The organism is Kribbella sindirgiensis (genome assembly GCF_004331435.1).
GTDB lineage: Bacteria > Actinomycetota > Actinomycetes > Propionibacteriales > Kribbellaceae > Kribbella > Kribbella sindirgiensis.
This window is the reverse complement of the sequence record NZ_SJKA01000002.1, coordinates 529896-550386: the sequence shown is the minus strand read 5'-3', so window position 1 is coordinate 550386 and position 20491 is coordinate 529896. Positions and strand designations below refer to the sequence as shown.

The following is a 20491-nucleotide window of genomic DNA, read 5'->3' as shown; positions in this document are numbered from 1 at the left end:
AGGTCGTATGCCTGACGAGTCCGCGGGCGGGATCAAGGTCGTCCTCACGAGTCCTCGTGTCGCTCCCGGGCTCCTCACGCGTGCCACCTGGCAGGCGCTGGAGTCCGCCGACGAGATCGGCGCGGCGGGCGGCCCGGATCGTCCCGACGTACAGGCTGTGATCGGGTCCGGGCTTGCCGTCACTCACGTCGAGGGCGGTGTCGGCGAGCACTGGACCTGGTTGTCGTCGGCGGCCGAGGCAGGCCGCGACGTCGCGTGGCTCGTCGGTGATGACGGGGAGCCGAGCCTGCTGCGGGTCGTCGCCGAGCAGGTGGCGCGTGACCCGCGACCGGCGTACGGCGTGGAGATCCAGCACGGCTCGTACGACGTTCCCGGAGCCAGGCTGATCGACCTGGTCCGGGTGATGGACCGGATCCGGCGGGACTGCCCGTGGACCCAGCAGGAGACGCACGAGAGCCTGGCGAAGTACCTGCTCGAGGAGACGTACGAGACCCTCGAGGCGCTCGACACCGGCGATCGCGGCCATCTCCGCGAGGAACTGGGCGACCTGCTGCTCCAGGTCGCGCTGAACTCGCGGATCGCCGAGGAGGACCCCGACGACGGCTTCACGATCGACGACGTGGCCGGCGGCATCGTGGAGAAGCTGATCCGCCGCCATCCGCACGTCTTCGGCACCGTCGACGCCACCGACGTAGCCGCGGTCGAGGCCAACTGGGAAGCCATCAAAGCCACCGAGAAACAACGCTCCTCGGTCCTCGAAGGCATCCCACTAGCCCTCCCGGCCCTGGCCCTGGCCGACAAGGTCCTCGCCCGCGCCGCAAAGGTCCTCCCTCCCGACCTCCCACCCCCAGGCCCCACGGACCTCGACCGAATCGGCCACCAACTCCTCACCCTCGCCCGCGAATCCCGCACCCTGGGCATCGACCCCGAACAGGCCCTCCGCCTCGCCATCCACCAACTGACCGCTGAGATCCGCGCCGCCGAGAAGAACAGCTAGATCAGAAACGGTCTGCGGCTACCACTGCGATGCGGTGCTCGTCGCCGACAAGTGCCTTCAGATCGCCTGCGTCCGACGTCGCGATCACCACAGGTCCCGCCTCGGCCAAGGCGGTGGCCACCAAGATCGCGTCGACGGCTTGCCCGGAACCGAGCCGGGCTGCTCCGATCAACTGACCTGCGCGTTCGCCGAGAACTCGGCTGACGGGCTCGACGACGATCCCGCTGAGCACCCGGTAGACGGCCGCATCGCGGCGGCTGCCGCGAAGGGCCTCGGCCAGGATCGCCGCCGAGGTGACGACGCGGCGGCCGTCGGCATGGGCGGCGTACAACCTGACGTACATCGCCCGGTCGGTCGAGGCCCGGGACAGACCTTCGTTGTCGAGGACGAGCGATCCCTGGGGCGCCGAAGGGACGCGCTTGCGCGGGCTCACCGCTCGGGCCACTCGGCGCGGGCGCGAGCGAGTTCTTCGTCGGTCACCGGCCCGTGCACCTCGGCCAGCTCGGCCAGAAGGTCACCGAGCCGGTCGTGCTCCAGTTGCCGGACCAAGGCCTGGGTCACGTAGGCAGACACATTCCCGCGCCCGGCCCTCGACCGCAGCTCATCGGCCAGGTCGGCCGGGATGGTCACACTCAGCTTGTCCGTGTGCGCGGGCTCACTCATACGCCAATCCTACCGCTGGTGGGATTGGGGATGGAAGTTCCACTTCCGCAGGTGGTCGGCGTACCCAAGGACAGGAGGTGTTTGGTGGTGAGGTAGTGCACCTGAGCGTGCAGGTGGATTTGTGTACGGTGTCTCGGTGGTGCACTACCTGTTCTTGTGGTCACCAAAACCTGGTGCTTGGGGTGGTGGGTGACTGAGAAGGTGGGTCCGTGGATGTCGCCGAGGTACTGCGGGAGCACTGGGATCTGAAGCCGGCTCGGTTGGAGGTGCTGACCGGTGGGATGAACTCGGTGACCTGGCTGGCGACATCCGGGGCGGAGCGGGTTGTTCTGAAGGCGGTTGGCCTGGATGACGCGGCGTTCGAGCCTGGGTTGGAGCTGGCGGTCCGGCTGGACGACGCGGGTGTGCCCACCGGTCGGCCGCGGTGGAGCAAGCATGGGCGGCTGGTGGAGCGGGTCGATGGGCGGCAGGTCGCCGTACTGGAGTACGTCGACGGTGACGAGCTGGTGCCCGCGGATCAGGAGGCGATCGGGGACGTGCTCGGGCGGATCCACTCGGCTGCTTCGCTCGAATCCGGTGCGACCGCCGACTGGCTGCGATTCCTGTTGCCGTTCGAAGAGTCGTTGGACCTCGAGCCCTGGATTCGGCCGGCCGTCGAGGCGGCGACCGCGGACGCGATCGCGCTCGGACCGGTTTCGTGGGCCTGGCTGCATGGGGATCCGGCTGCGGAGGCCTTCCGGCGTCAGGCGGACGGTCGCGTCGCGCTGATCGACTGGGGGAGCGCGATGCGGGGCCCGATCCTGTACGACGTCGCGTCCGCCGTCATGTACAACGGCGACCCGGTGGTTCCGGCGTACCTGCGTCGGCGCCCCGACCTGACCGCCGAACTCGAGCACGGCCTGCTCACGTTTCTGCGCGTGCGCTACGCCGTCCAGGCCGGCTACTTCGCCTGGCGCATCACCACCAACCTCCTCACCGGCATCTCCGACCCGGCCGAAAACCACAAAGGCCTAGCCGACGCCCGCCGCTCGTTCGGCCTGTAGATCACGCCGTACGGCGGCCTCCGTCGTCTCCCAGTCCTTGAAGAGGTACCGGTACGGCACCACCGGTTCCCTCAGGGATCCCGGTGTGCTCGAAGAAGCGGTGATCGGGCCGCGACGGGGTGCGGGCGGGACGGCGTACGCACGTCCAGCTCGCGCCCGCGAAGGACAGCGGCGGACGGCCGTAGAAGTGTTGCTGGGTGTGGATTGTGGTGAATTGGCGGTCTATCGGGCGCCCAACGGAGTGTTACTGACGCGGGAGGTACCTCCGGGTGCGATCGTTAGGTCGACGCGGTCCACTGAGCCTGCTGGTCTGGGGACTAGGCTCAGCAGCGATTCGTCATCGAGAACTTGGGAGTCAATGTGGCCACCATCGAGGCCGTCGGCGCGCGCGAGATCCTCGACTCGCGCGGCAACCCCACTGTCGAGGTCGAGGTTCTGCTCGACGACGACACCATCGCCCGCGCAGCCGTCCCGTCTGGTGCCTCCACCGGCCAGTTCGAGGCCGTGGAGCTGCGTGACGGCGACAAGGACCGGTACGGCGGCAAGGGTGTGCAGAAGGCCGTCACCGCGATCCTCGAGGACATCGACAAGGAGATCGTCGGGTACGACGTCCACGAGCAGCGCCTGATCGACCACGCGCTCCTCGACCTGGACGGCACCCCGAACAAGGCCAAGCTGGGCGCGAACGCCATCCTCGGCGTCAGCCTCGCGGTCGCGAAGGCCGCGGCGGAGAGCTCCGGCCTGCCGCTGTTCCGCTACGTCGGCGGCCCGAACGCGCACGTCCTGCCGGTGCCGATGATGAACATCCTCAACGGCGGCGCGCACGCGGACAGCAACGTCGACGTCCAGGAGTTCATGATCGCCCCGATCGGCGCGGCGACGTACGCCGAGGCCGTCATGCAGGGCGCGGGTGTCTACCACGCGCTGAAGGCGGTGCTGAAGGAGCGCGGCCTGTCCACCGGCCTCGGCGACGAGGGCGGTTTCGCGCCGAACCTCGACAGCAACCGGGCCGCCCTGGACCTGATCGCGGTCGCGGTCGAGAAGGCCGGCCTGCAGCTCGGCAAGGACATCGCGCTGGCGATGGACGTGGCCGCGAGCGAGTTCTTCACCGACGGCGTGTACGCGTTCGAGGGCGGCAAGAAGTCCGCCGACGAGATGATCGCCTACTACGCCGACCTGGTCGCGTCGTACCCGATCGTCTCGATCGAGGACCCGCTGAACGAGGAGGACTGGGACGGCTGGAAGGCCATCACCGGTGAGCTCGGCGGCAAGATCCAGCTGGTCGGCGACGACCTGTTCGTCACCAACGTCGAGCGGCTGCAGCGCGGCATCGACGAGAAGTCGGCGAACAGCCTGCTGGTCAAGGTCAACCAGATCGGCTCGCTGACCGAGACCCTGGACGCCGTCGACCTGGCGCACCGCAGCGGTTTCACCTGCATGATGAGCCACCGCTCCGGCGAGACCGAGGACACCACGATCGCCGACCTCGCGGTCGCGACCAACTGCGGCCAGATCAAGTCCGGCGCCCCGGCCCGGTCGGACCGCACCGCCAAGTACAACCAGCTGCTCCGGATCGAGGAGGAGCTCGACGACGCGGCGACGTACGCCGGTCGCTCGGCCTTCCCCCGGTACCAGGGCTGATACTGCGTCCGATTTTTGGGAGGTTCAGGTATGCCGTCCCGTCGGGATTCCGGTGCACGACCCGGCTCGCGTCCGTCGAGCCGGACGCAGTCGCGTCCACCGGCCCGGCGGGGCGACCAGCCGAAGCGCCGTACGACGGGAACGTCGGCGGAGCCTGCCCGGACCCGCGGGTCCCGCAACCTGACCGGGCGGGCGGCCGTCGTACTGCTCGTGCTGGGCGCGTTGATCGTGTCGTACGCGCAGAGCCTGCGGGTGTGGTTCGACCAGCACCAGCAGATCACTGCGCTGCAGCAGGAGATCCGGGACCGCGAGAAGCGGGTCTCGGAGCTGAACGACGAGATCACCCGCTGGGACGACGACGCGTACGTGAAGGCGCAGGCGCGGCAGCGGCTCGGGTGGGTTATGCCCGGCGAAGTCGGGTACCGCGTGATCGGCGCGGACGGCAAGCCGGTCGGTGCCCCGCCGGAGCCGTCCGCGCCCTCGGACGGTACGGCGGACACGCAGAAGCCGACCTGGTACACGAAGCTGTGGGGGAGTGTCGAGGGCGCGGGCACACCGCCGGCGCCGGCCGCGACGCCGACCCCCGCCAAACCCGCCCCGACGACGATCCTGAAGCCGTCACCTAAGGTGACCGGGTGAGCGTCAGCCCTTCGGATCAAGAAGCAGTCAGCAAGCAGCTCGGCCGGACGGCCCGCGGCATCCGGTCGATCGCGCACCGCTGCAGCTGCGGGCTCCCCGACGTGGTCGAGACCGAGCCGCGCCTGCCGGACGGTACGCCGTTCCCGACGACGTACTACGTGACGTGCCCGCGGCTCGCGTCCGCGATCGGCACGCTCGAGGCGTCGGGGCTGATGAAGGAGATGACCGACCGGCTGGCCGACGACGAGGACCTGGCCGCTCGGTACCGCGCCGCCCACGAGTCCTACCTCGCGCATCGCGAGTCGATCGAACACGTCGAGGAGATCGCCGGCATCACCGCGGGCGGTATGCCGAACCGCGTCAAGTGCCTGCATGTTCTGGTAGGCCACTCGCTGGCGGCCGGCCCTGGGGTCAACCCCTTGGGCGACGAGGCTTTGGAAGCTTTGGAGGACTGGGGCCGCCGAGGTCCGTGTGTCTGATCGGGTCGCCGCGATCGACTGTGGGACCAACTCGATCCGGTTGCTGATCGCGGATCTTGTCGGCGGAGGGCTCGTCGAGGTCGAGCGTCGGATGACGATCGTTCGCCTCGGCCAGGGCGTGGACGCCACCGGCGCCTTCGCCCCCGAAGCCCTCGCCCGTGTCTTCAGCGCCTGTGAGGACTTCGCAGCTGTCATCCGGTCCACGGGTGTCAGCAGGCTCCGCTTCGTCGCCACCTCCGCCGCCCGCGACGTCAGCAACCGCGACGCGTTCTTCGCCGGGACCGAAGCGCGGCTCGGCGTACGACCGGAGATCATCACCGGCGAGGAGGAAGCCGAACTCAGCTTCCGCGGTGCCACCACCTCCCTGGACCTCCCCGCGCCGTACCTGGTGGCCGACATCGGCGGCGGCTCCACCGAACTGGTCCTCGGCGACGCCACCGGTGTCATCGCCGCGGAGTCCCTCGACATCGGCTCGGTCCGTCTCACCGAACGCCACGTCACCACCGACCCGACCTCCGCAACAGAACTGCACGCGATCGCGAAAGACATCGACGCCCTCCTGGACGCCACCACTGTCCCGCTCGAGGACGCCCGCGCATTCATCGGCGTAGCAGGCACCTGCACCACCGTGGCCGCGGTCGCGCTGAACCTCGCCGAGTACGACCGGACCGCCGTCCACCACGCCCGGCTCGACACCGATCAGCTGCGCTCGGCCTCGACCTGGCTGACAACCACCACGCGCGCGGAACGCTCCGCCGTACGGTCGATCCACCCCGGCCGAGTTGACGTGATCGGCGCCGGCGCCCTCATCCTGCAACGCCTCTTCGACCGCCTACCCGTCACCGAACTGACAGTCTCCGAACACGACATCCTCGACGGAGTAGCGCTCTCCCTCGCCTAGCACCGAGTTGTGTCACAAAATTGTGGTACTTTCGAGGTATGTCGACCGTGAACGAGCATGCCGTGGGGCTGCGGGAACTGCGCCACCGGACCAGTGAGGTGCTGGCTCGTGTCCGGCACGGCGAGACGATCGACGTGACCGAGTACGGCCGCCTGGTGGCTCGAATCGTGCCGGTGGAAGAGCGTGACGCGACGCCGGTGCTGGACCGTTTGGCGGCGAACGGCCGGGTCCGGCCGGCGGTGCGCCCTGGCTATCGGCCGCGAATGCGCGCGAGCGACGGCACTGATCGCCTGAGCGATGCCCTCGCCGCACTGCGCGACGAGGAGTCGTGGTGAGTCTCTATTACGTCGATACCTCGGCGGCGCTCAAGCTCCTGGTGGAGGAGCGTGATTCAAAGGCGTTCGCGCGGTTCTACGACGAGGCCGCCGGAGCGGCCTGGGTGAGTTCCGCGCTGTTGCGGATCGAGGTGATGAGGGCGGTCGCCCGGGTCTACCCAGCCTTGTTGCCCGACGCCCGGGACCTGCTGCTCGCCTTTGACTTCATCAGCATCGACGACGACATCGTGGATGCTGCGATGAACGAACCAGATCGCATGCTGCGGTCGCTGGATGCTGTCCACCTGGCCACCGCTCGCGTGCTGGGCGAAGATCTCACGGCGCTGGTCACCTACGACGACAGGCTTGCCGCAGCAGGTAAGGACGCCGGATTCGAGACCCTCGGTCCGCGAGACTGATTCAAGCGGATGGGTGCGCGCGGACGCCGTCGAGGGCGATGGTGAGGACCCGGTCGCGTTGGGCCTGGTCGACGAAGCCGGCGGCGGTGAGGCCGCTGACCATGCGGAGCAGGTCGTCGAAGGAGACGTCCTTGCGCGCTTCACCCGCCTCCTGGGCGCGTTCGAACAGCGGCGTACCGGCGGCGTACATCGCCTCGCGGGCGGCCTTGAAGCTCTCGGTCTCGCGGTTCAGCGACTCCCAGATCGCGCGCTTGGTCGCGGCGTACCCGACGAAGCGGTGCAGCCAGGTGGTCAGCGCCTCCCACGGCGGCAGACTGGCCGCCTCCTCCGCCGCGATGCAGAGCTCTTCGATCTCACCGAAGTACACGGCGTTCAGCAGGTCCTGACGGTGCGGGAAGTTCCGGTACAGGGTTCCGATCCCGACGCCGGCCTGGCGCGCGATGTCCTCCAGCGACGCGTCGACCCCTTTGCTCGCGAACGCATCCCGGGCGGCGCCGAGCAGGGCATCGAAGTTCCGCCGCGCATCCGCGCGCTGCGGCCGCCGTACGTCGACCCGCAACGCGGGCCTGCTCTCACCGGTCACCATTCGCTCACCTTAGCCAGTTGATAGCGGAGGCTTCCCTCCGCTATAGTGGAGGCATACCTCGACTTTACCAGGCCGGGGAAATCCCGCGCCCAAGCTCTGGCGCGCTCACACCTCCACCTCGCTTCGCTCGCACACGTTCGAAGGACTTCTGCATGCCTGTCATCAGGTCTGGAAACCCCCGCGTCACCCTGGCGGTCCTCGCCACGGTCGTCGCCTCTTTCGCTATGTTGCAGTCGCTGGTCAGCCCGGCGCTGCCCGTCATCCAGCACGACCTGCACACCACCCCCGGCACGGTCACCTGGGTGTTCACCGCACTCCTGCTCTCCGTATCGGTCGCGACCCCGCTGCTCGGCCGGATCGGCGACATGGTCGGCAAGGAACGCACGCTTTTCATCGCACTGGGCGCGCTGGCCATCGGCTGTCTGGTCGCCGCGCTCGCGCCGAACGTCGGCGTACTGATCGCCGCCCGCATCTTCCAGGGTGTCGGCGGAGCCGTGTTCCCGTTGGCGTTCGGGATCATCCGGGACGAGTTCCCGGCCGAGCGCGTGCCGTCCGTGGTCGGCGTGGTGTCGGCCATCATCGCGGCCGGCGGCGGGCTGGGGATCGTCCTGGCCGGCCCGATCGTGGAGTGGCTCGGCTGGCGCTGGCTGTTCTGGATCCCGATGGCGGTCGTCGCGCTGTCGACGGTGATGGTACGGCGCTATGTCCCGGAGTCCCCGAACCGTGTCCCGGGCCGGATCGACTGGCTGGCCGCCGCGTTCCTGTCCGGCTGGCTGATCGCGCTGCTGCTCCCGCTGAGCACCGGCCGCTCGTGGGGCTGGGGCTCGTTCCGGACGGTGGGGCTCTTCGGGCTGGCCGTCGTACTGTTCGCCGGCTGGATCACGGTCGAACTGCGCTCGCGGAACCCGCTGATCGACATGCGGATGATGCGCCGCCCGGCGGTGTGGACGACGAACCTCGTGGCGCTGCTGTTCGGGGCGGCGATGTTCGCGGTGTACGCGTTCGTGCCGCAGTTCCTGCAGATCCCGACGGCGGCCGGGTTCGGCTTCGGGGCGAGCGTGACAAAGGCCGGGCTGCTGATGCTGCCGATGCTGGTGACGATGGCGATCGTCGGGTCGTTGAGCGGCCCGCTCGCGCCGAACTTCGGCGCCAAGGCGCAGGTGGTCTCTGGTTCGGCGTTGAGTCTGGTCGCGGCGTTGATGTTCGCGGAGTTCCACGACGCGCAGTGGCAGGTGGCGGTCTCGACGGCCCTGTTCGGTGTCGGGCTCGGCCTCGCCTACGCGGCGATGACCAGCCTGATCGTGCAGAACGTCCCGCGCGAACAGACCGGCGCGGCCACCGGCATGAACGCCAACATCCGCACCATCGGCGGCTCCATCGGTACCGCCCTCGCGAGCTCGATCATCACGGGCCACATCCAGCCCTCCGGACTCCCCGCGGAAGCCGGCTTCACCGACACCTTCCTCCTCCTGTCAGCCTTCGCCGCCGCGGCCGTCGTACTCGCCCTGGCCATCCCGAGTGCCCGCCGTACCGTCGCGACCCCGCGACCCGCCGAAGAACTGGTCGCCTGACCCGCCCGAGGGGCTTTCCGGAACAAATGTTGCGCCTGGTGGCGAAAAGTCTCCGCAAAGCCTCTCTAGGCTGGGTGGGTGAAGCTTCCGCATCCGTTGACCGGGGAGTTGTTCGAGAGCCCGGTGCCGCCCGGGGCCGGGTGGCCGGAGGATCCCGCGGTACGGCGTACTCCGGTGGCGCAGGATGCGGGCGACGTGGTCGAGCTGGCGGCGACCGATGAACTGGCGGAACTGGAAGCGCGGGTGTCCGTGTGCCGGGCCTGTTCGCGGCTCGTCGAATGGCGTGAGGACGTTGCTGTCGGCAAGCGAAAGTCCTTCGCGGATCAGCCGTACTGGGGACGGCCGATCCCGGGCTGGGGTGCCGCCGAGCCGCGGATCCTGATCGTCGGACTGGCACCGGCGGCGAACGGCGGGAACCGCACCGGGCGCGTGTTCACCGGCGACCGGTCCGGCGACTGGCTGTTCGCGAGCCTGCACCGGGTCGGCCTCGCCAGCCAGTCCACCAGCGAACACGCCGGCGACGGCCTGCACCTGATCGGCACCCGGATGATCGCCGCCGTCCGCTGCGCCCCGCCCGCGAACAAACCGACCCCGGAGGAACGCGACACCTGCGCCCCCTGGTACCGGCGCGAGCTCGAGCTCACCCTCCCCAGCACCCGGTCAATCGTCTGCCTCGGCAAGTTCGCGTACGACGCTCTGCTCGTGGCGCTGCTCGCGCTCGGAGCCGACGTACCGCGGCCGCGCCCGAAGTTCGGCCACGCGGTCGAGTACCGGATCGCGACGCCGTACGGAGAGGTCACGGTCCTGGGGTGTTTCCACCCGAGCCAGCAGAACACGTTCACCGGCAAGCTCACCGAGCAGATGACCGACGCCGTACTCACCCGCGCCAAGGACTTGTCCACAGACTCCTGAAACCAGAGTTGACCTGGGCAGGCGCGGTGTTGGAAGCTCTCGACTATGTATGCCGCCGCCCCACGCCGCAGCCCACATGGCTCGTGACAACCTGCCCGAGCAATCTCGGGGACGTCCGGCTGCCCAGCGGCCCGCAGGTGGTGGCGTGGAGCGTGCGCCGGCCGCGCCGTCGATGCCTGCCGCGCACGAGGCCGCGCCGTTGGGGTTCGTTCCCAGCCCGGACCGGTTCCACTGGTGGGGCGAACTCCACGACGACGTCAAGGCGCATCTCGAGCGCAAGGTAGGGCCGGCGATCGAGTGGTGGGCCGACCTGCACGAGCGTGAGCGCGACCGGCCGTACGCCGTCGTCTTCGGGCCTCATGGCCTGGCCGTGACCACGCCGCGCGTCAACAAGCAGGGGCAGCGGACGCAGACCGTGCGGATCGATCAGTTCGTACCGTCGAGCATCAAGCACGCCGTCGTACAGCAACAGGCAACGAAGCCTCGCGGCGGTCTCCGCTCGCTCGTGTCGCGTGGCAAGGACGAGCAGTCCCAGGTGTCGGTCCCGCCGCAGCTGAACATCACGCAGGAGATGCGCGGCGTCCTCGGCAACCTGCCGTTGGAGGCGCAGCAACGCCTGCAGACACCGTTCCTCGGGTCGCAAGCCGTCACGCACTACCGGTGGTACTACTACGGGAACGACGAAGAGCTCGACCTGTGGTGCTACCTCGCAGGCGACAAGACCGTCACGTTCGCGACCGGCCACCGGACCCTGCCCAACGGAATGGACCCGCAGCACGCCGCCTGGCGTCTGACCTGCTACCAGGCGGACGTCGCTCGATGAGTTCGAGCCGGGACTTCCGGGACCTCGACGGAGCCGACCCCTGGAAGCTGCTCGGAGTCAGCCGCTCCGCCGACGCCGACGAAATCAAACGCAGCTACCGCCGCCTCTCCCGAAGCCACCACACCGACGTCGGCGGCGACCCCACCCAACAGGTCAAACTCAACCGCGCCTACGAAATCCTCACCGACCCCACCCGCCGCGCCGACTACGCCCTCCTACTCCACCGCAAGGAACGCCCCCAGGACTTCGTCCGCCCCACGCAGCCCGAACCCGACGAGCCTCCCGCAGACCCGTTCGCGTGGGCCTCCGGCCCCGGCCGCACATCAACCCCGCCACGCCGAGACCCGTACAAGCCGCCGTACGAGCAGTCGTACCAGGACCCCTACACCGAGTCCCCGTACGCCGACCCGCCCTACCGAGACTCGTACCGCGACACGTACGCCGCCCCAACACACCAGGCCCCCAGCCGCGGCGGCGTCAACGGCCAGGCAGTCGCCGCACTCCTCACCGTAGCGTTCTGCGCCCCCCTCTCGATCTACCTGGCATTCACAGCCCTCCGAACAATCCAAACAACCGGCCAACGCGGTAAAGCCATCGCCTGGCTAGCCCTCCTGGCCAACGCCTTCTTCATAGTCTTCGCCATCATCGGCGGCATCCGCACCGCCATCAGCTAACGCCGCCCTGCTTCGCGGCGATCGAACGCCAACCTCCGGATCCTGCGTCCATTCAGAGATCGCGACCTCATCGAACCGCATCACGATGACCGGCGTCTCAGCTGCTTCGGGCGGCGTCCATCGCGGCTTGTCGTACTCGAACCGAACGATCAGCCTGCGCTCGGGCGGCCGCACCTCGATACTGATCAACGTGGTGTCATGCAGATAAACCGGCACACCACCAGCGGTCCAGAACTCATACAACCCAGTGCCGCCACTGGGGATGTCATGCCGCGGATCAGCACTAACCGGGCGCGTGGGTTGCTTGTGCCCGGGACGGGATTCGAACCCGTATGCCTGTGAGGGCCGCGAGGTTTAAGCTCGCTGCGTCTGCCGTTCCGCCACCCGGGCTCGGGGACGAGAGTACTCGTTACTGGTAGACCTTTCGGGGGTACACGGCGTGGGCGCCGGCTACCCGGTCGAGGAAGAGCTTGCCGTTGCAGTGGTCGATCTCGTGCTGGAGGGCGCGGGCCTCGAAGGCGTCGGTGGTGATCGTGACCTGATCCGACGTACCGGGGAGGACGCCGGTGACCGTCAGCCGGGTGGCGCGTTTGACGTCGCCGGTGAAGTCCGGGACCGACATGCACCCCTCGCGAGCCTTCTCGTTGCGCGAGGCTTCGACGACGACGGCGTTGCACAGGACGAAGACGCCGTGGCAGGTACGTGTCTTCGGGTGACCGGTCACGTCGAGCGAGAACATCTGCGCCGCGACGCCCACCTGCGGCGCCGCGAGACCGACGCACCCGGGGGAGACCCGCATGGTCGCCACCAGGTCCGCGGCGAGCTGGATCATCTCCGGATCGAGCGGATCCACGAGAGCGCTCTCCGTGGCCAGCACCGGGTGCGGCGCCCGGACGACCTCCACAACGTTGCCTGCGACGTCCAACCGGGCAGGGGACCAGTCAGTGATCACAGTTCGTCGCTCTCGGCCGGGCGCAGCGTGACGCCCACTCCGAGTTCCTCGGCGGTGATCTCGAGCGCCCGGTCCAGCGTCTCCAGCTCGGCGGTCGGCGGCAGTTCGACCTCGGCGGTCAGCACGTACAGCCCGCCGCTCAGCCGCGTCGCCAGGTCCGTGATCGTGCCTCCGGCGGCCGCGATCATCCGCGTCACCGCCGCCACGATCCCCGGCCGGTCCGCGCCGTGGACGCTCAGCATGTACGGCGCCCCGATCGGCGCGTGCTCGTGTTCGGGACCCATCTTGCGGACCGTGATGACCAGCTCGCCACGCAGCGGTTCGAGCGCCGCCTTCACGGGTTCGAACGGTCCGGCGCAGACGATCATCATCGCGAAATGGCCGCGCAGGAGCGTCATGGTCGAGTCCTCGAGGTTGACCCCGGTACCGGCCAGGGCCTCGGTGACGTCGGCGATGATGCCCGGGCGGTCCGGGCCGATGACGGTGACTGCGAGCTGACTCATGCCCGGCAACCTACCGCCGACCTAAGTACCCGATCGCACCGACTTCGGTATCCGGACACCCGCACCCGCCCCGGAGACCGCTTACACACCGCTACATTCAAGACATGAGCGCGCCACGTCGTACCGCCGGTAACTGGCTTGTGGACAGCGTGTCGTTCGTACTGGCGATCATGGTCTCGTTGCTCGCCTACAGCGAGGGTGAGGGCGACCCGGTGCCGCACCTGCTGCTCGCGATCGACTTCTGGTCGGGGATGGTGCTGTGCCTGACCCTGTGGTTCCGGCGCCGCTGGGCCGTTCCGTTGGCGCTGCTCGCGGCCGCCGTCTCGGTGTACTCCGACGCCGCGGCGGGGCCGACCCTGGTGCTGATCATGACCGTCGCCGTCCACAAACCGTGGCGCACCTCGATCTGGGTCTTCGCGGTGAACTTCGCCGCCACGCTCACCTATCTCCAGGTGCGGCACAAAGAGGACTGGAAGACGCAGCTCGTCATCGGCATGACCCTGTACCTGGCGATGGCCGGCTGGGGTTTCTACATCCGGTCCCGGCGGCAACTCCTGCAGACGTTGCGGGACCGGGCGGATCGGGCCGAGACAGTCGCGACGCTGCAGGCCGAGCAGGCGCAGCTCCGGGCGCGGGAGGAGATCGCCCGCGAGATGCACGACGTACTCGGGCATCGGCTGTCGCTGCTCAGCGTGCACGCCGGCGCGCTGGCGTACCGCCCGGACGCGTCCACCGCCGAGGTCGCGGGCGCCGCCGAGATCATCCGGGCGAGCGCACACCAGGCGCTGCAGGATCTCCGCGAGGTGATCGGCGTACTGCGGGCTCCGGTGGGCGAGCTTCCGCAGCCCGCGTTCGCCGACCTGCCTGCGCTGGTCGAGGGTTCGCGGGACGCCGGGATTCCGGTGGATCTCACGCTCGACGCGCCGGGCGCGATGCCGGAGCACGTCGGGCGTACGGCGTACCGGATCGTGCAGGAGGGGTTGACGAACGCGGTCAAGCACGCGCCGGGCGAGCCGGTGACGATCAGCGTGACGGGTGCCCCAGGCAACGGATTGTCCGTCGAGCTGCGGAACCCGGCGCCGAACCGCCGGCGCGGGGACGGCCAAGGTCTGAAGGGCCTCAGCGAACGCGCCGCCCTGGTCGAAGGCCGCGTCGAACACGGCCGCACCCCCGACGGCGACTTCCGCCTGTTCGCCTGGCTACCGTGGCCCGCATGACCATTCGGGTTCTGATCGTCGACGACGATCCACTGTTGCGGGCCGGGCTGAAGTTGATGCTGGGCGGCGCCGAGGACATCCGGGTGGTCGGGGAGGCCGGCGACGGATCCGGCGTACAGGGTCTGATCGATCGGCTCGCGCCGGACGTGATCCTGATGGACATCCGGATGCCGGGGACCGACGGCCTTACCGCGACGGAAGCGGTACGCCGTCGCTCGGGCGCGCCCGAGGTCGTCATCCTCACCACCTTCGACGCCGACGAGCACGTACTGCGCGCTCTCCGCGCCGGCGCCGCCGGGTTCATCCTGAAGGACACCCCGCCCGCCGAGATCGTCGAGTCGGTACGCCGGATCGCGGCCGGGCATCCCGTTCTCTCACCGGCCGTCACCAAACGCCTCATCACCCGCGTCGCCGACTCCGGCCAGAACGACCGCAAGACCAAGGCCGCCGCCCGTCTCGCGGACCTGAACGACCGCGAACGCGAGATCGCCGTCGCCGTCGGCGAGGGGAAGTCGAACGCCGAGATCAGCGCGACCCTCTACCTCAGCGTCCCGACCGTGAAGACCCACGTCTCCCGCATCCTCACGAAACTCGACCTGAACAACCGCGTCCAGATCGCCCTCCTCGTCCACGACGCCGGCCTCCTGCATGACTAGCGCGGTTCGAGTACCACCACGGCGGTGGTTCTGGGACGGCGGTCGGCGTACGCGTCGAGGTTCTTGTCGATCTGCTGCCAGCGGGCCCAGAGTCGCTGACGTTCCTCGCCCTCGGCGGCGCGGCCGCGGACCTTTAGCTGTCCGTCCTTGAGCACCGCGTCGGCGTCCGGGTGAGCGAGCAGGTTGAGCCACCAGGCCGGTTCCGGTGCGCCCCAGCCGTTCATCGCGAGGGTGACCAGGTTCGGCCCGTCCTCGAAGTACCCCAGAATGACGCTCCGCGGTTCCCCGGTCCGCCGGCCGATCACGGTGAGCCGCAACAGGCCGTACTTCTTGTCCCGCGGTAGTGACAGGCCTTTACCGCTGGTGTTGTAGAGACCTCGGTGCACCTTCCACGCCGCGCGGATGAACCAGCGCGGTGGCAGCCTCGCTTTGCTCATGTCCCCCTCCAGACACTCGCGCACAGCCTGGCAGAGCGCGACCGCGAAGAGAAGGCCGGGCCCCCGGCGAGTTGGAGGCCCGGCCGATCGGTGAGGGGCTACGACTGGGTCGCCCGGCGGAATTCCTCGTTCGGCGTCTGCAGGCTGCCGAGGCTGGTGACCTCGCGGCGGAAGAACAGCGCCAGGGTCCAGTCGAGGATGACGCGGGCCTTCCGGTTCAGGGTCGGCACGCGGGACACGTGGTAGGTCCGGTGCAGGAACCAGGCCAGCCAGCCCTTCACCTTCACGCCGTACAGCTGGGCGACGCCCTTGTGCAGGCCGAGGCTCGCAACCGAGCCGACGTACTTGTGCTTGTAGTCCTGCGGCGGCTGACCGTCGACGACGCGCAGGATGTTCGCGGCGAGCCGGCGGGCCTGCCGTACGGCGTGCTGCGCGTTCGGGGCGCAGTACGCACCGGTCTCGCTGGTCAGGTCCGGTACGGCGGCGTTGTCGCCGGCGGTCCAGGCGTCCTCGACACCCTCGATCCGCAGGTTCGGCAGCGTCTTGACCCGGCCCTTCTCGTCCAGCGGGAAGTCGGTCGCGGCGAGCGCCGGGTTGGCCTTCACACCGGCCGTCCAGACGATCGTGTCGGCGTCGAACTCCTCGCCGTCGCTGAGGATCACGTGGCCCTTCTCGCAGGACTCCAGCCGGGTCTCGAGCCGGATGTCCATGTTGCGCTTGCGGAGCTGGTCCACGGTGTACTTGCCGAGATCCGTGCCGACCTCGGGCAGGATCCGGTTGGTGGCCTCGACCAGGACCCAGCGCATGTCCTCGGGCTTGATGTTGTCGTAGTAGCGGGTGGCGTAGCGGGCCATGTCCTCGAGCTCGGCGAACGCCTCCACACCGGCGTACCCGCCGCCGACGAAGACGAAGGTGAGCGCGGACTTGCGCAGTACCGGGTCGGGCTGCGACGACGCGACGTCGAGCCGGTCCAGGACCTTGTTGCGCAGTGCGATGGCCTCTTCGACGTTCTTGAAGCCGGTGGCTTCCTCGGCCAGTCCGGGAATCGGCAGGGTGCGGGCGATCGAGCCGAGCGCGACCACGACCTGGTCGTAGGCGAGTTCGTACTCCGGGCCCTCCTCGGGCATCACCTTGGCGACCTTGTGCGCGTGATCGATCCCCGTCACGCGGCCGGTCACCACCCGGCAGCCCTTGAGCGTCTTGCGCAGCGGCACCACGACGTGCCGCGGCTCCACCGAACCGGCCGCGGCTTCCGGCAGGAACGGCTGGTAGGTCATCACCGACCGCGGGTCGACCACAGTCACCCGGATCCGCCCCTGACGGGCGGCCCGGCGCAGGCCGTACGCGGTGTACATCCCGACGTAACCGCCTCCGACGACGAGGATGTGCGGCACCTGGGCTGTCATGCGATTCACTCTCCCTGAGTGGGTTCTCAGACTTGATGTTCACTTCAACGCTAAACACTCGTGAAAGATTTCACAAACCCTCCCGCGAGTGATCTCACCCACCGAACATCCCCCAGCCGAGGGAGCCTTCATCCCCTCATGGTGGGTCCGTCGGGCGGTACCCACCACCCCTGACACACAACCGCAAGCTCAGGAGGGCAGGCGGTAGACCGAGACGTGGGAGGGGGAGTCGGCGGTGAACTCCGTGGTGGTCCAGTCGGCGTGGCGGGATTCGAGGGTGAAGCCGGCCAGTTGGGCCATCAGGTCGAGTTCGGCGGGCCAGATGTAGCGGTGTGGGGTGCGGAAGAGCTGGGCGTCGGTGCCTTCGCCGAAATGGAAGTGGTGAGAGACGACGTGCTGCTTCAGTACGTCGTACGTGTCCAGGAGGATGTAACCGGGATCGGCGGTGCCGACCGTGGCGGGGACGCCGGGTGGGAGGCGGCGTAGTTCGGGGACCCAGAGCTCGATCACGAAACGGCCGCCGGGGGAGAGGTGGCGGGCGGCGTTCCGGAAGCAGGCGACCTGCTCCTCCTGGGTGAGCAGGTTCGCGATCGTGTTGTAGACCAGGTAGACGAGGGTGAATTCGCCCGGGATCCGCGCCGTGGCCATGTCACCGGTGACGACCGGGATGGTGTCCGCGTCGGCCTTCGTCCGCAGCTGTTCGAGCATCGCGTCCGAGAACTCGATCCCGCTCACCGGCACGCCGTACTCCGACAGCGGTACGGCGACCCGCCCGGTGCCGATCGCGAACTCGAGCGCACGCCCGCCGTCGGCAAGTTGGGCCAGCCGCTGCACGGTCGGCCCGAGAACGTCCTCCGCGAACATCCCGACGCCTGGCGTGTCGTACCGCTCCGCGACATCCGCGTTCCACAACCGATTCTGCTCTGCAGCCTTCGACCACTCCAGGACGTCCTCGCCGCCCTCCTCGCCGATCTTGACGAAGCCGAGCCGGTCGTACAGGCGCCGCGCGTCCGGATTGTCCCGCTCGACGTTCACCTTCAGCGGTACGCCGGACCTCGCGGCCTCGGACTGCAGCACGGTGAAGATCGCCGTACCGATGCCCCGGTTCTGGACCTCCGGGTGGAGCTGGATCCCGTTCACTTCGACGAATTCCGCCGTACGACTGACCCGCAGCCGCCCGGCACCGACGTCGTCGACCTCGATGACGTACAGCTCGGTGCCGGGATCCTCGATCGACTCGCGCGTCCACTCCGCGAACCTGTCCCGCCAGGCAGCTTCGTCGAAGTCCGCGGGCAGACGTCCTTGAGCACCAGTGGCAGCAAGCGTCACGTCGGCCAGGAACCTGACGTCCGCGTCCGTAGCCAGTCGGAGTCGGTGCATGCGAAGGAACTTACGCAGCCGGACGTCCGACGGGCGAGGGATTATTCGGCTCTTCTGTCCGATGTGTGGGTGAACTGCGGGGCCGTGGGACAAGTTCTGGTGGGATCGCACCTGATATTCCCTGTCCGCAGCCCCCGGAAGATGTCTGTTCCCCCGGGCGATGCTCGGTCGGGGGCTGGCGTATGCCGACGTGCATCACGCCGAGTCGTGGCGTTTGGTTGGTGGCAGGACCGGCGAGTCGTGGATCGGGGCTGCGGTTGGCCGCCGAAACCCACGACTCGAACTGCCGGAGTCCGACGGTGGCTAAGTCGAGCAGGCCGGTGACAGACCTTTGTGAGAATTGTTGATCCGGGGGCGGTGGTGAGGGTCAATGGACGGGTGGAGAACTATCGAACCCCGGTGCTGGTTGCCTCGGTGCTGGCGCCTCCGGTGGTGTGTGCGTTGCTGACTCCGTTCCGGGAGCACTTCGACAACGCGAACGCGGCGTTGCTGCTGGTGGTCGTGATCGTGGCGGTGGCCGTGTTCGGGATCCGGCTCGCAGGCGTGGTCGCGGCGGTGTCGAGCGCGGTGTGGTTCGACTTCTTCCTGACCGTGCCGTACGACAGCTTCACCATCAACAGCAGCAACGACGTCGAGCAGGCCGTACTGCTGCTGGTGATCGGGATCGCCGTCACCCAGATCGCGATCTGGGGCCGCGGGCAACAAGCCAAGGCGTCGCGGCGCGCCGGGTACCTGGACGGCGTGATCACCACCTCGCAGGCGGTCGCGGCCGGCGGGTCGACCGACGACCTGATCGAGCAGGTGCGCGCCGAGCTGACCGCCGTACTGGGGATCGACGGCGCGAAGTTCGTTGCCGCCAGCAAGCGGGTCGACGCGCCGCGGCTGAACCCGGACGGCTCGGTCACCCGCGGATCCCATGTCCTGAAGGTCGAACGCGACGGTCTCCCGACGAACGCCGAGATCGACCTCCCCATCCAGCACGCCGGCGAGCACCGCGGCAGCTTCCTCCTGACCGCCGCCACCCGCATCGCCCGCCCCGACCTCGAACAACGCCTGGTAGCCGTAGCCCTCGCCGACCAGGTCGGAGCCGCCCTCAGCACCCAAGAACCCACCTATCCCCACCTCTGACCGGCCTGCGGGAGCAACACGTCCTGGGTGGCCGCCGGCCCCGGCGTCGTGCCTGCCCATACAGGCACGACGCCGCCCGACCGGACTTCGCATTAGCGGCAAATGCATCGGTGACCGATGGATATTCGCCGATTTTCGGTGCGGAATGGTTGATGGATTCTCAGATGTTGTTAAGGGTGGGACCGTAGTATCTCGATACGGCCCCGGATGTGGGTCATCAGGAGGAAGAGATGCAGAGCAGTAACCCGGTGCTGAACCGGTCGAGTGCGTTCGCGCCTGGCCACGGCCAGGCCTATCCGGGGGCCGCTCCGTACGGTCAGCAGCAGAGCCCCTACGGCTACGGCGGATCGGGTCTGCCGCCGCAGCAGCAGTACCAGGGCGCTCCGGCCTCGAGCCGCCCCATGACGTTGGACGACGTGATCGTCAAGACCGCGATCACGCTGGGCGTGGTCGTGGCGGCCGCGGCGTTCGCCTGGTGGGCGATCCCGACGACACTGGTCACCCCGGCGTTCCTCGCCGGTGCACTGGTCGGCTTCGCGCTGGCCATGGTGCTGTCGTTCTCCCGCAAGGTGAACCCGGCGCTCGTGATGCTGTACGCGGTCGCCGAGGGTGTGTTCCTCGGGATCGGCAGCAAGTTCATCGCCGCCTGGGTCGGTGACTCCGCGATCATCGTGCAGGCCGTGCTGGCCACGATGGTGACGGCCGGTCTGACGCTGGCGACGTACAAGTACTTCGCGATCAAGGTGACGCCGAAGTTCACCAAGATGGTGGTCATCGGTACGGCGGGCTTCGCCGGCGTGCTGCTGGTCAACCTGGTCCTGAGCCTCTTCGGGGTCAGCACCGGCATCAGCGGGATGGGCCCGATGGGTCTGCTGTTCGCCGCGCTCGGCGCCGGTCTGGCGGTGTTCAACCTGATCCTCGACTTCGACATGATCGAGCAGGGTGTCCGCCAGGGCGCCCCGCAGAACGAGGCCTGGCGGGCCGCGTTCGGCCTGACCGTCACCCTGGTCTGGCTGTACTGGAACATCCTGCGGATCCTCGCCATCCTCCGCGGTGGCGACTGACACACCAGCAAGTCAACGGAAGGGCCGGTCCAGGTGGGCCGGCCCTTCCGGCTTTCCGGACGTAGTTCGTCCGGTTCTGGCTCTAC

General features: G+C 68.6%; 24 protein-coding genes and 1 tRNA gene. 16 read left to right on the top strand and 9 right to left on the bottom strand.

Translation table 11 applies throughout. The features are described from left to right. Window positions 1-7 precede the first annotated feature (7 nt). Window positions 8-997, top strand: a complete 990-nt coding sequence (locus E0H50_RS07285; protein ID WP_131285813.1) for a MazG family protein — start codon at window positions 8-10, stop codon at window positions 995-997. Between the two features lies 1 nt (window position 998). On the opposite strand, the gene E0H50_RS07280 is transcribed toward E0H50_RS07285, so the two are convergent. Then, on the bottom strand, window positions 999-1430 hold the full coding sequence (locus tag E0H50_RS07280; RefSeq protein ID WP_131285812.1) for a type II toxin-antitoxin system VapC family toxin: 432 nt from the start codon (window positions 1428-1430) through the stop codon (window positions 999-1001). Then, window positions 1427-1660: a CopG family transcriptional regulator gene (locus tag E0H50_RS07275; RefSeq protein ID WP_131285811.1), complete on the bottom strand. Its 234-nt coding sequence runs from the start codon at window positions 1658-1660 to the stop codon at window positions 1427-1429. Before E0H50_RS07275 ends, E0H50_RS07280 begins: the two co-directional genes overlap by 4 nt. A 209-nt stretch (window positions 1661-1869) precedes the next feature. On the opposite strand from E0H50_RS07275, the gene E0H50_RS07270 reads away from it, so the two are divergent. The 7 genes from E0H50_RS07270 to E0H50_RS07240 all read left to right on the top strand — a co-directional run bounded on the left by E0H50_RS07270 (window position 1870) and on the right by E0H50_RS07240 (window position 7096). After that, window positions 1870-2703: a phosphotransferase enzyme family protein gene (locus E0H50_RS07270; protein ID WP_131285810.1), complete on the top strand. Its 834-nt coding sequence runs from the start codon at window positions 1870-1872 to the stop codon at window positions 2701-2703. Between the two features lie 360 nt (window positions 2704-3063). Next, complete coding sequence (eno, locus tag E0H50_RS07265) at window positions 3064-4344, top strand: phosphopyruvate hydratase (protein ID WP_131285809.1); 1281 nt, start codon at window positions 3064-3066, stop codon at window positions 4342-4344. A gap of 30 nt (window positions 4345-4374) precedes the next feature. Further along, on the top strand, window positions 4375-4983 hold the full coding sequence (locus tag E0H50_RS07260; protein WP_131285808.1) for an FtsB family cell division protein: 609 nt from the start codon (window positions 4375-4377) through the stop codon (window positions 4981-4983). After that, window positions 4980-5462 carry a DUF501 domain-containing protein gene (locus tag E0H50_RS07255; protein WP_131285807.1) on the top strand — a complete coding sequence of 161 codons (483 nt, stop codon included), beginning with the start codon at window positions 4980-4982 and terminating at the stop codon, window positions 5460-5462. The genes E0H50_RS07260 and E0H50_RS07255 overlap by 4 nt, the downstream gene beginning before the upstream one ends. Then, window positions 5455-6363, top strand: coding sequence for a Ppx/GppA phosphatase family protein (locus E0H50_RS07250; RefSeq protein ID WP_165547022.1), 909 nt, complete (start codon window positions 5455-5457; stop codon window positions 6361-6363). Before E0H50_RS07255 ends, E0H50_RS07250 begins: the two co-directional genes overlap by 8 nt. A gap of 38 nt (window positions 6364-6401) precedes the next feature. Then, a complete protein-coding gene (locus E0H50_RS07245) occupies window positions 6402-6698 on the top strand; it encodes a type II toxin-antitoxin system Phd/YefM family antitoxin (protein WP_131285806.1) in 297 nt (98 codons plus the stop codon). Continuing rightward, on the top strand, window positions 6695-7096 hold the full coding sequence (locus E0H50_RS07240; protein WP_131285805.1) for a type II toxin-antitoxin system VapC family toxin: 402 nt from the start codon (window positions 6695-6697) through the stop codon (window positions 7094-7096). Before E0H50_RS07245 ends, E0H50_RS07240 begins: the two co-directional genes overlap by 4 nt. A gap of 1 nt (window position 7097) precedes the next feature. On the opposite strand, the gene E0H50_RS07235 is transcribed toward E0H50_RS07240, so the two are convergent. After that, window positions 7098-7682: a TetR/AcrR family transcriptional regulator gene (locus tag E0H50_RS07235; RefSeq protein ID WP_131285804.1), complete on the bottom strand. Its 585-nt coding sequence runs from the start codon at window positions 7680-7682 to the stop codon at window positions 7098-7100. A 152-nt stretch (window positions 7683-7834) separates the two neighbouring features. Here E0H50_RS07235 and E0H50_RS07230 point away from each other — a divergent pair, with 152 nt between their 5' ends. The 4 genes from E0H50_RS07230 to E0H50_RS07215 all read left to right on the top strand — a co-directional run bounded on the left by E0H50_RS07230 (window position 7835) and on the right by E0H50_RS07215 (window position 11662). Then, window positions 7835-9253, top strand: a complete 1419-nt coding sequence (locus E0H50_RS07230; protein WP_131285803.1) for an MFS transporter — start codon at window positions 7835-7837, stop codon at window positions 9251-9253. Between the two features lie 78 nt (window positions 9254-9331). Next, window positions 9332-10165 (top strand): uracil-DNA glycosylase, encoded by an 834-nt coding sequence (locus E0H50_RS07225; RefSeq protein WP_131285802.1) that lies wholly within the window; start codon window positions 9332-9334, stop codon window positions 10163-10165. 145 nt (window positions 10166-10310) lie between these two features. Continuing rightward, entirely contained in the window at window positions 10311-10988 is a 678-nt protein-coding gene (locus E0H50_RS07220) for a hypothetical protein (protein ID WP_131285801.1), read from the top strand. Continuing rightward, on the top strand, window positions 10985-11662 hold the full coding sequence (locus E0H50_RS07215) for a DUF4190 domain-containing protein (protein WP_131285800.1): 678 nt from the start codon (window positions 10985-10987) through the stop codon (window positions 11660-11662). The genes E0H50_RS07220 and E0H50_RS07215 overlap by 4 nt, the downstream gene beginning before the upstream one ends. Before the next feature lie 307 nt (window positions 11663-11969). Here the strand turns inward: E0H50_RS07215 and E0H50_RS07210 are convergent. The 3 genes from E0H50_RS07210 to E0H50_RS07200 all read right to left on the bottom strand — a co-directional run bounded on the left by E0H50_RS07210 (window position 11970) and on the right by E0H50_RS07200 (window position 13117). Beyond that, a tRNA-Leu gene (locus E0H50_RS07210) sits at window positions 11970-12052 on the bottom strand. A 19-nt stretch (window positions 12053-12071) separates the two neighbouring features. Then, window positions 12072-12587, bottom strand: coding sequence for a peptide deformylase (gene def, locus E0H50_RS07205; RefSeq protein ID WP_238150824.1), 516 nt, complete (start codon window positions 12585-12587; stop codon window positions 12072-12074). Window positions 12588-12610: 23 nt separating this feature from the next. Next, on the bottom strand, window positions 12611-13117 hold the full coding sequence (locus E0H50_RS07200) for a glycine cleavage system transcriptional repressor (RefSeq protein ID WP_131285798.1): 507 nt from the start codon (window positions 13115-13117) through the stop codon (window positions 12611-12613). Window positions 13118-13221: 104 nt separating this feature from the next. On the opposite strand from E0H50_RS07200, the gene E0H50_RS07195 reads away from it, so the two are divergent. Continuing rightward, the gene (locus E0H50_RS07195) at window positions 13222-14334 is read left to right on the top strand and encodes a sensor histidine kinase (RefSeq protein ID WP_131285797.1); all 1113 of its coding nucleotides are present in this window, start codon (window positions 13222-13224) and stop codon (window positions 14332-14334) included. After that, window positions 14331-14990, top strand: coding sequence for a response regulator (locus E0H50_RS07190; protein ID WP_130384221.1), 660 nt, complete (start codon window positions 14331-14333; stop codon window positions 14988-14990). Before E0H50_RS07195 ends, E0H50_RS07190 begins: the two co-directional genes overlap by 4 nt. On the opposite strand, the gene E0H50_RS07185 is transcribed toward E0H50_RS07190, so the two are convergent. The 3 genes from E0H50_RS07185 to E0H50_RS07175 all read right to left on the bottom strand — a co-directional run bounded on the left by E0H50_RS07185 (window position 14987) and on the right by E0H50_RS07175 (window position 18213). After that, window positions 14987-15427, bottom strand: coding sequence for a nitroreductase/quinone reductase family protein (locus tag E0H50_RS07185; protein WP_131285796.1), 441 nt, complete (start codon window positions 15425-15427; stop codon window positions 14987-14989). The two genes, E0H50_RS07190 and E0H50_RS07185, sit on opposite strands and share 4 nt — an antisense overlap. A gap of 98 nt (window positions 15428-15525) precedes the next feature. Continuing rightward, complete coding sequence (locus tag E0H50_RS07180; RefSeq protein WP_131285795.1) at window positions 15526-16833, bottom strand: NAD(P)/FAD-dependent oxidoreductase; 1308 nt, start codon at window positions 16831-16833, stop codon at window positions 15526-15528. 189 nt (window positions 16834-17022) lie between these two features. Next, the gene (locus E0H50_RS07175; protein ID WP_131285794.1) at window positions 17023-18213 is read right to left on the bottom strand and encodes a GNAT family N-acetyltransferase; all 1191 of its coding nucleotides are present in this window, start codon (window positions 18211-18213) and stop codon (window positions 17023-17025) included. A gap of 378 nt (window positions 18214-18591) precedes the next feature. Here E0H50_RS07175 and E0H50_RS07170 point away from each other — a divergent pair, with 378 nt between their 5' ends. Then, the gene (locus E0H50_RS07170; protein WP_131285793.1) at window positions 18592-19341 is read left to right on the top strand and encodes a DUF4118 domain-containing protein; all 750 of its coding nucleotides are present in this window, start codon (window positions 18592-18594) and stop codon (window positions 19339-19341) included. A gap of 230 nt (window positions 19342-19571) precedes the next feature. Then, window positions 19572-20405: a Bax inhibitor-1/YccA family protein gene (locus E0H50_RS07165; protein ID WP_131285792.1), complete on the top strand. Its 834-nt coding sequence runs from the start codon at window positions 19572-19574 to the stop codon at window positions 20403-20405. The last annotated feature ends 86 nt before the right edge of the window (window positions 20406-20491 follow it).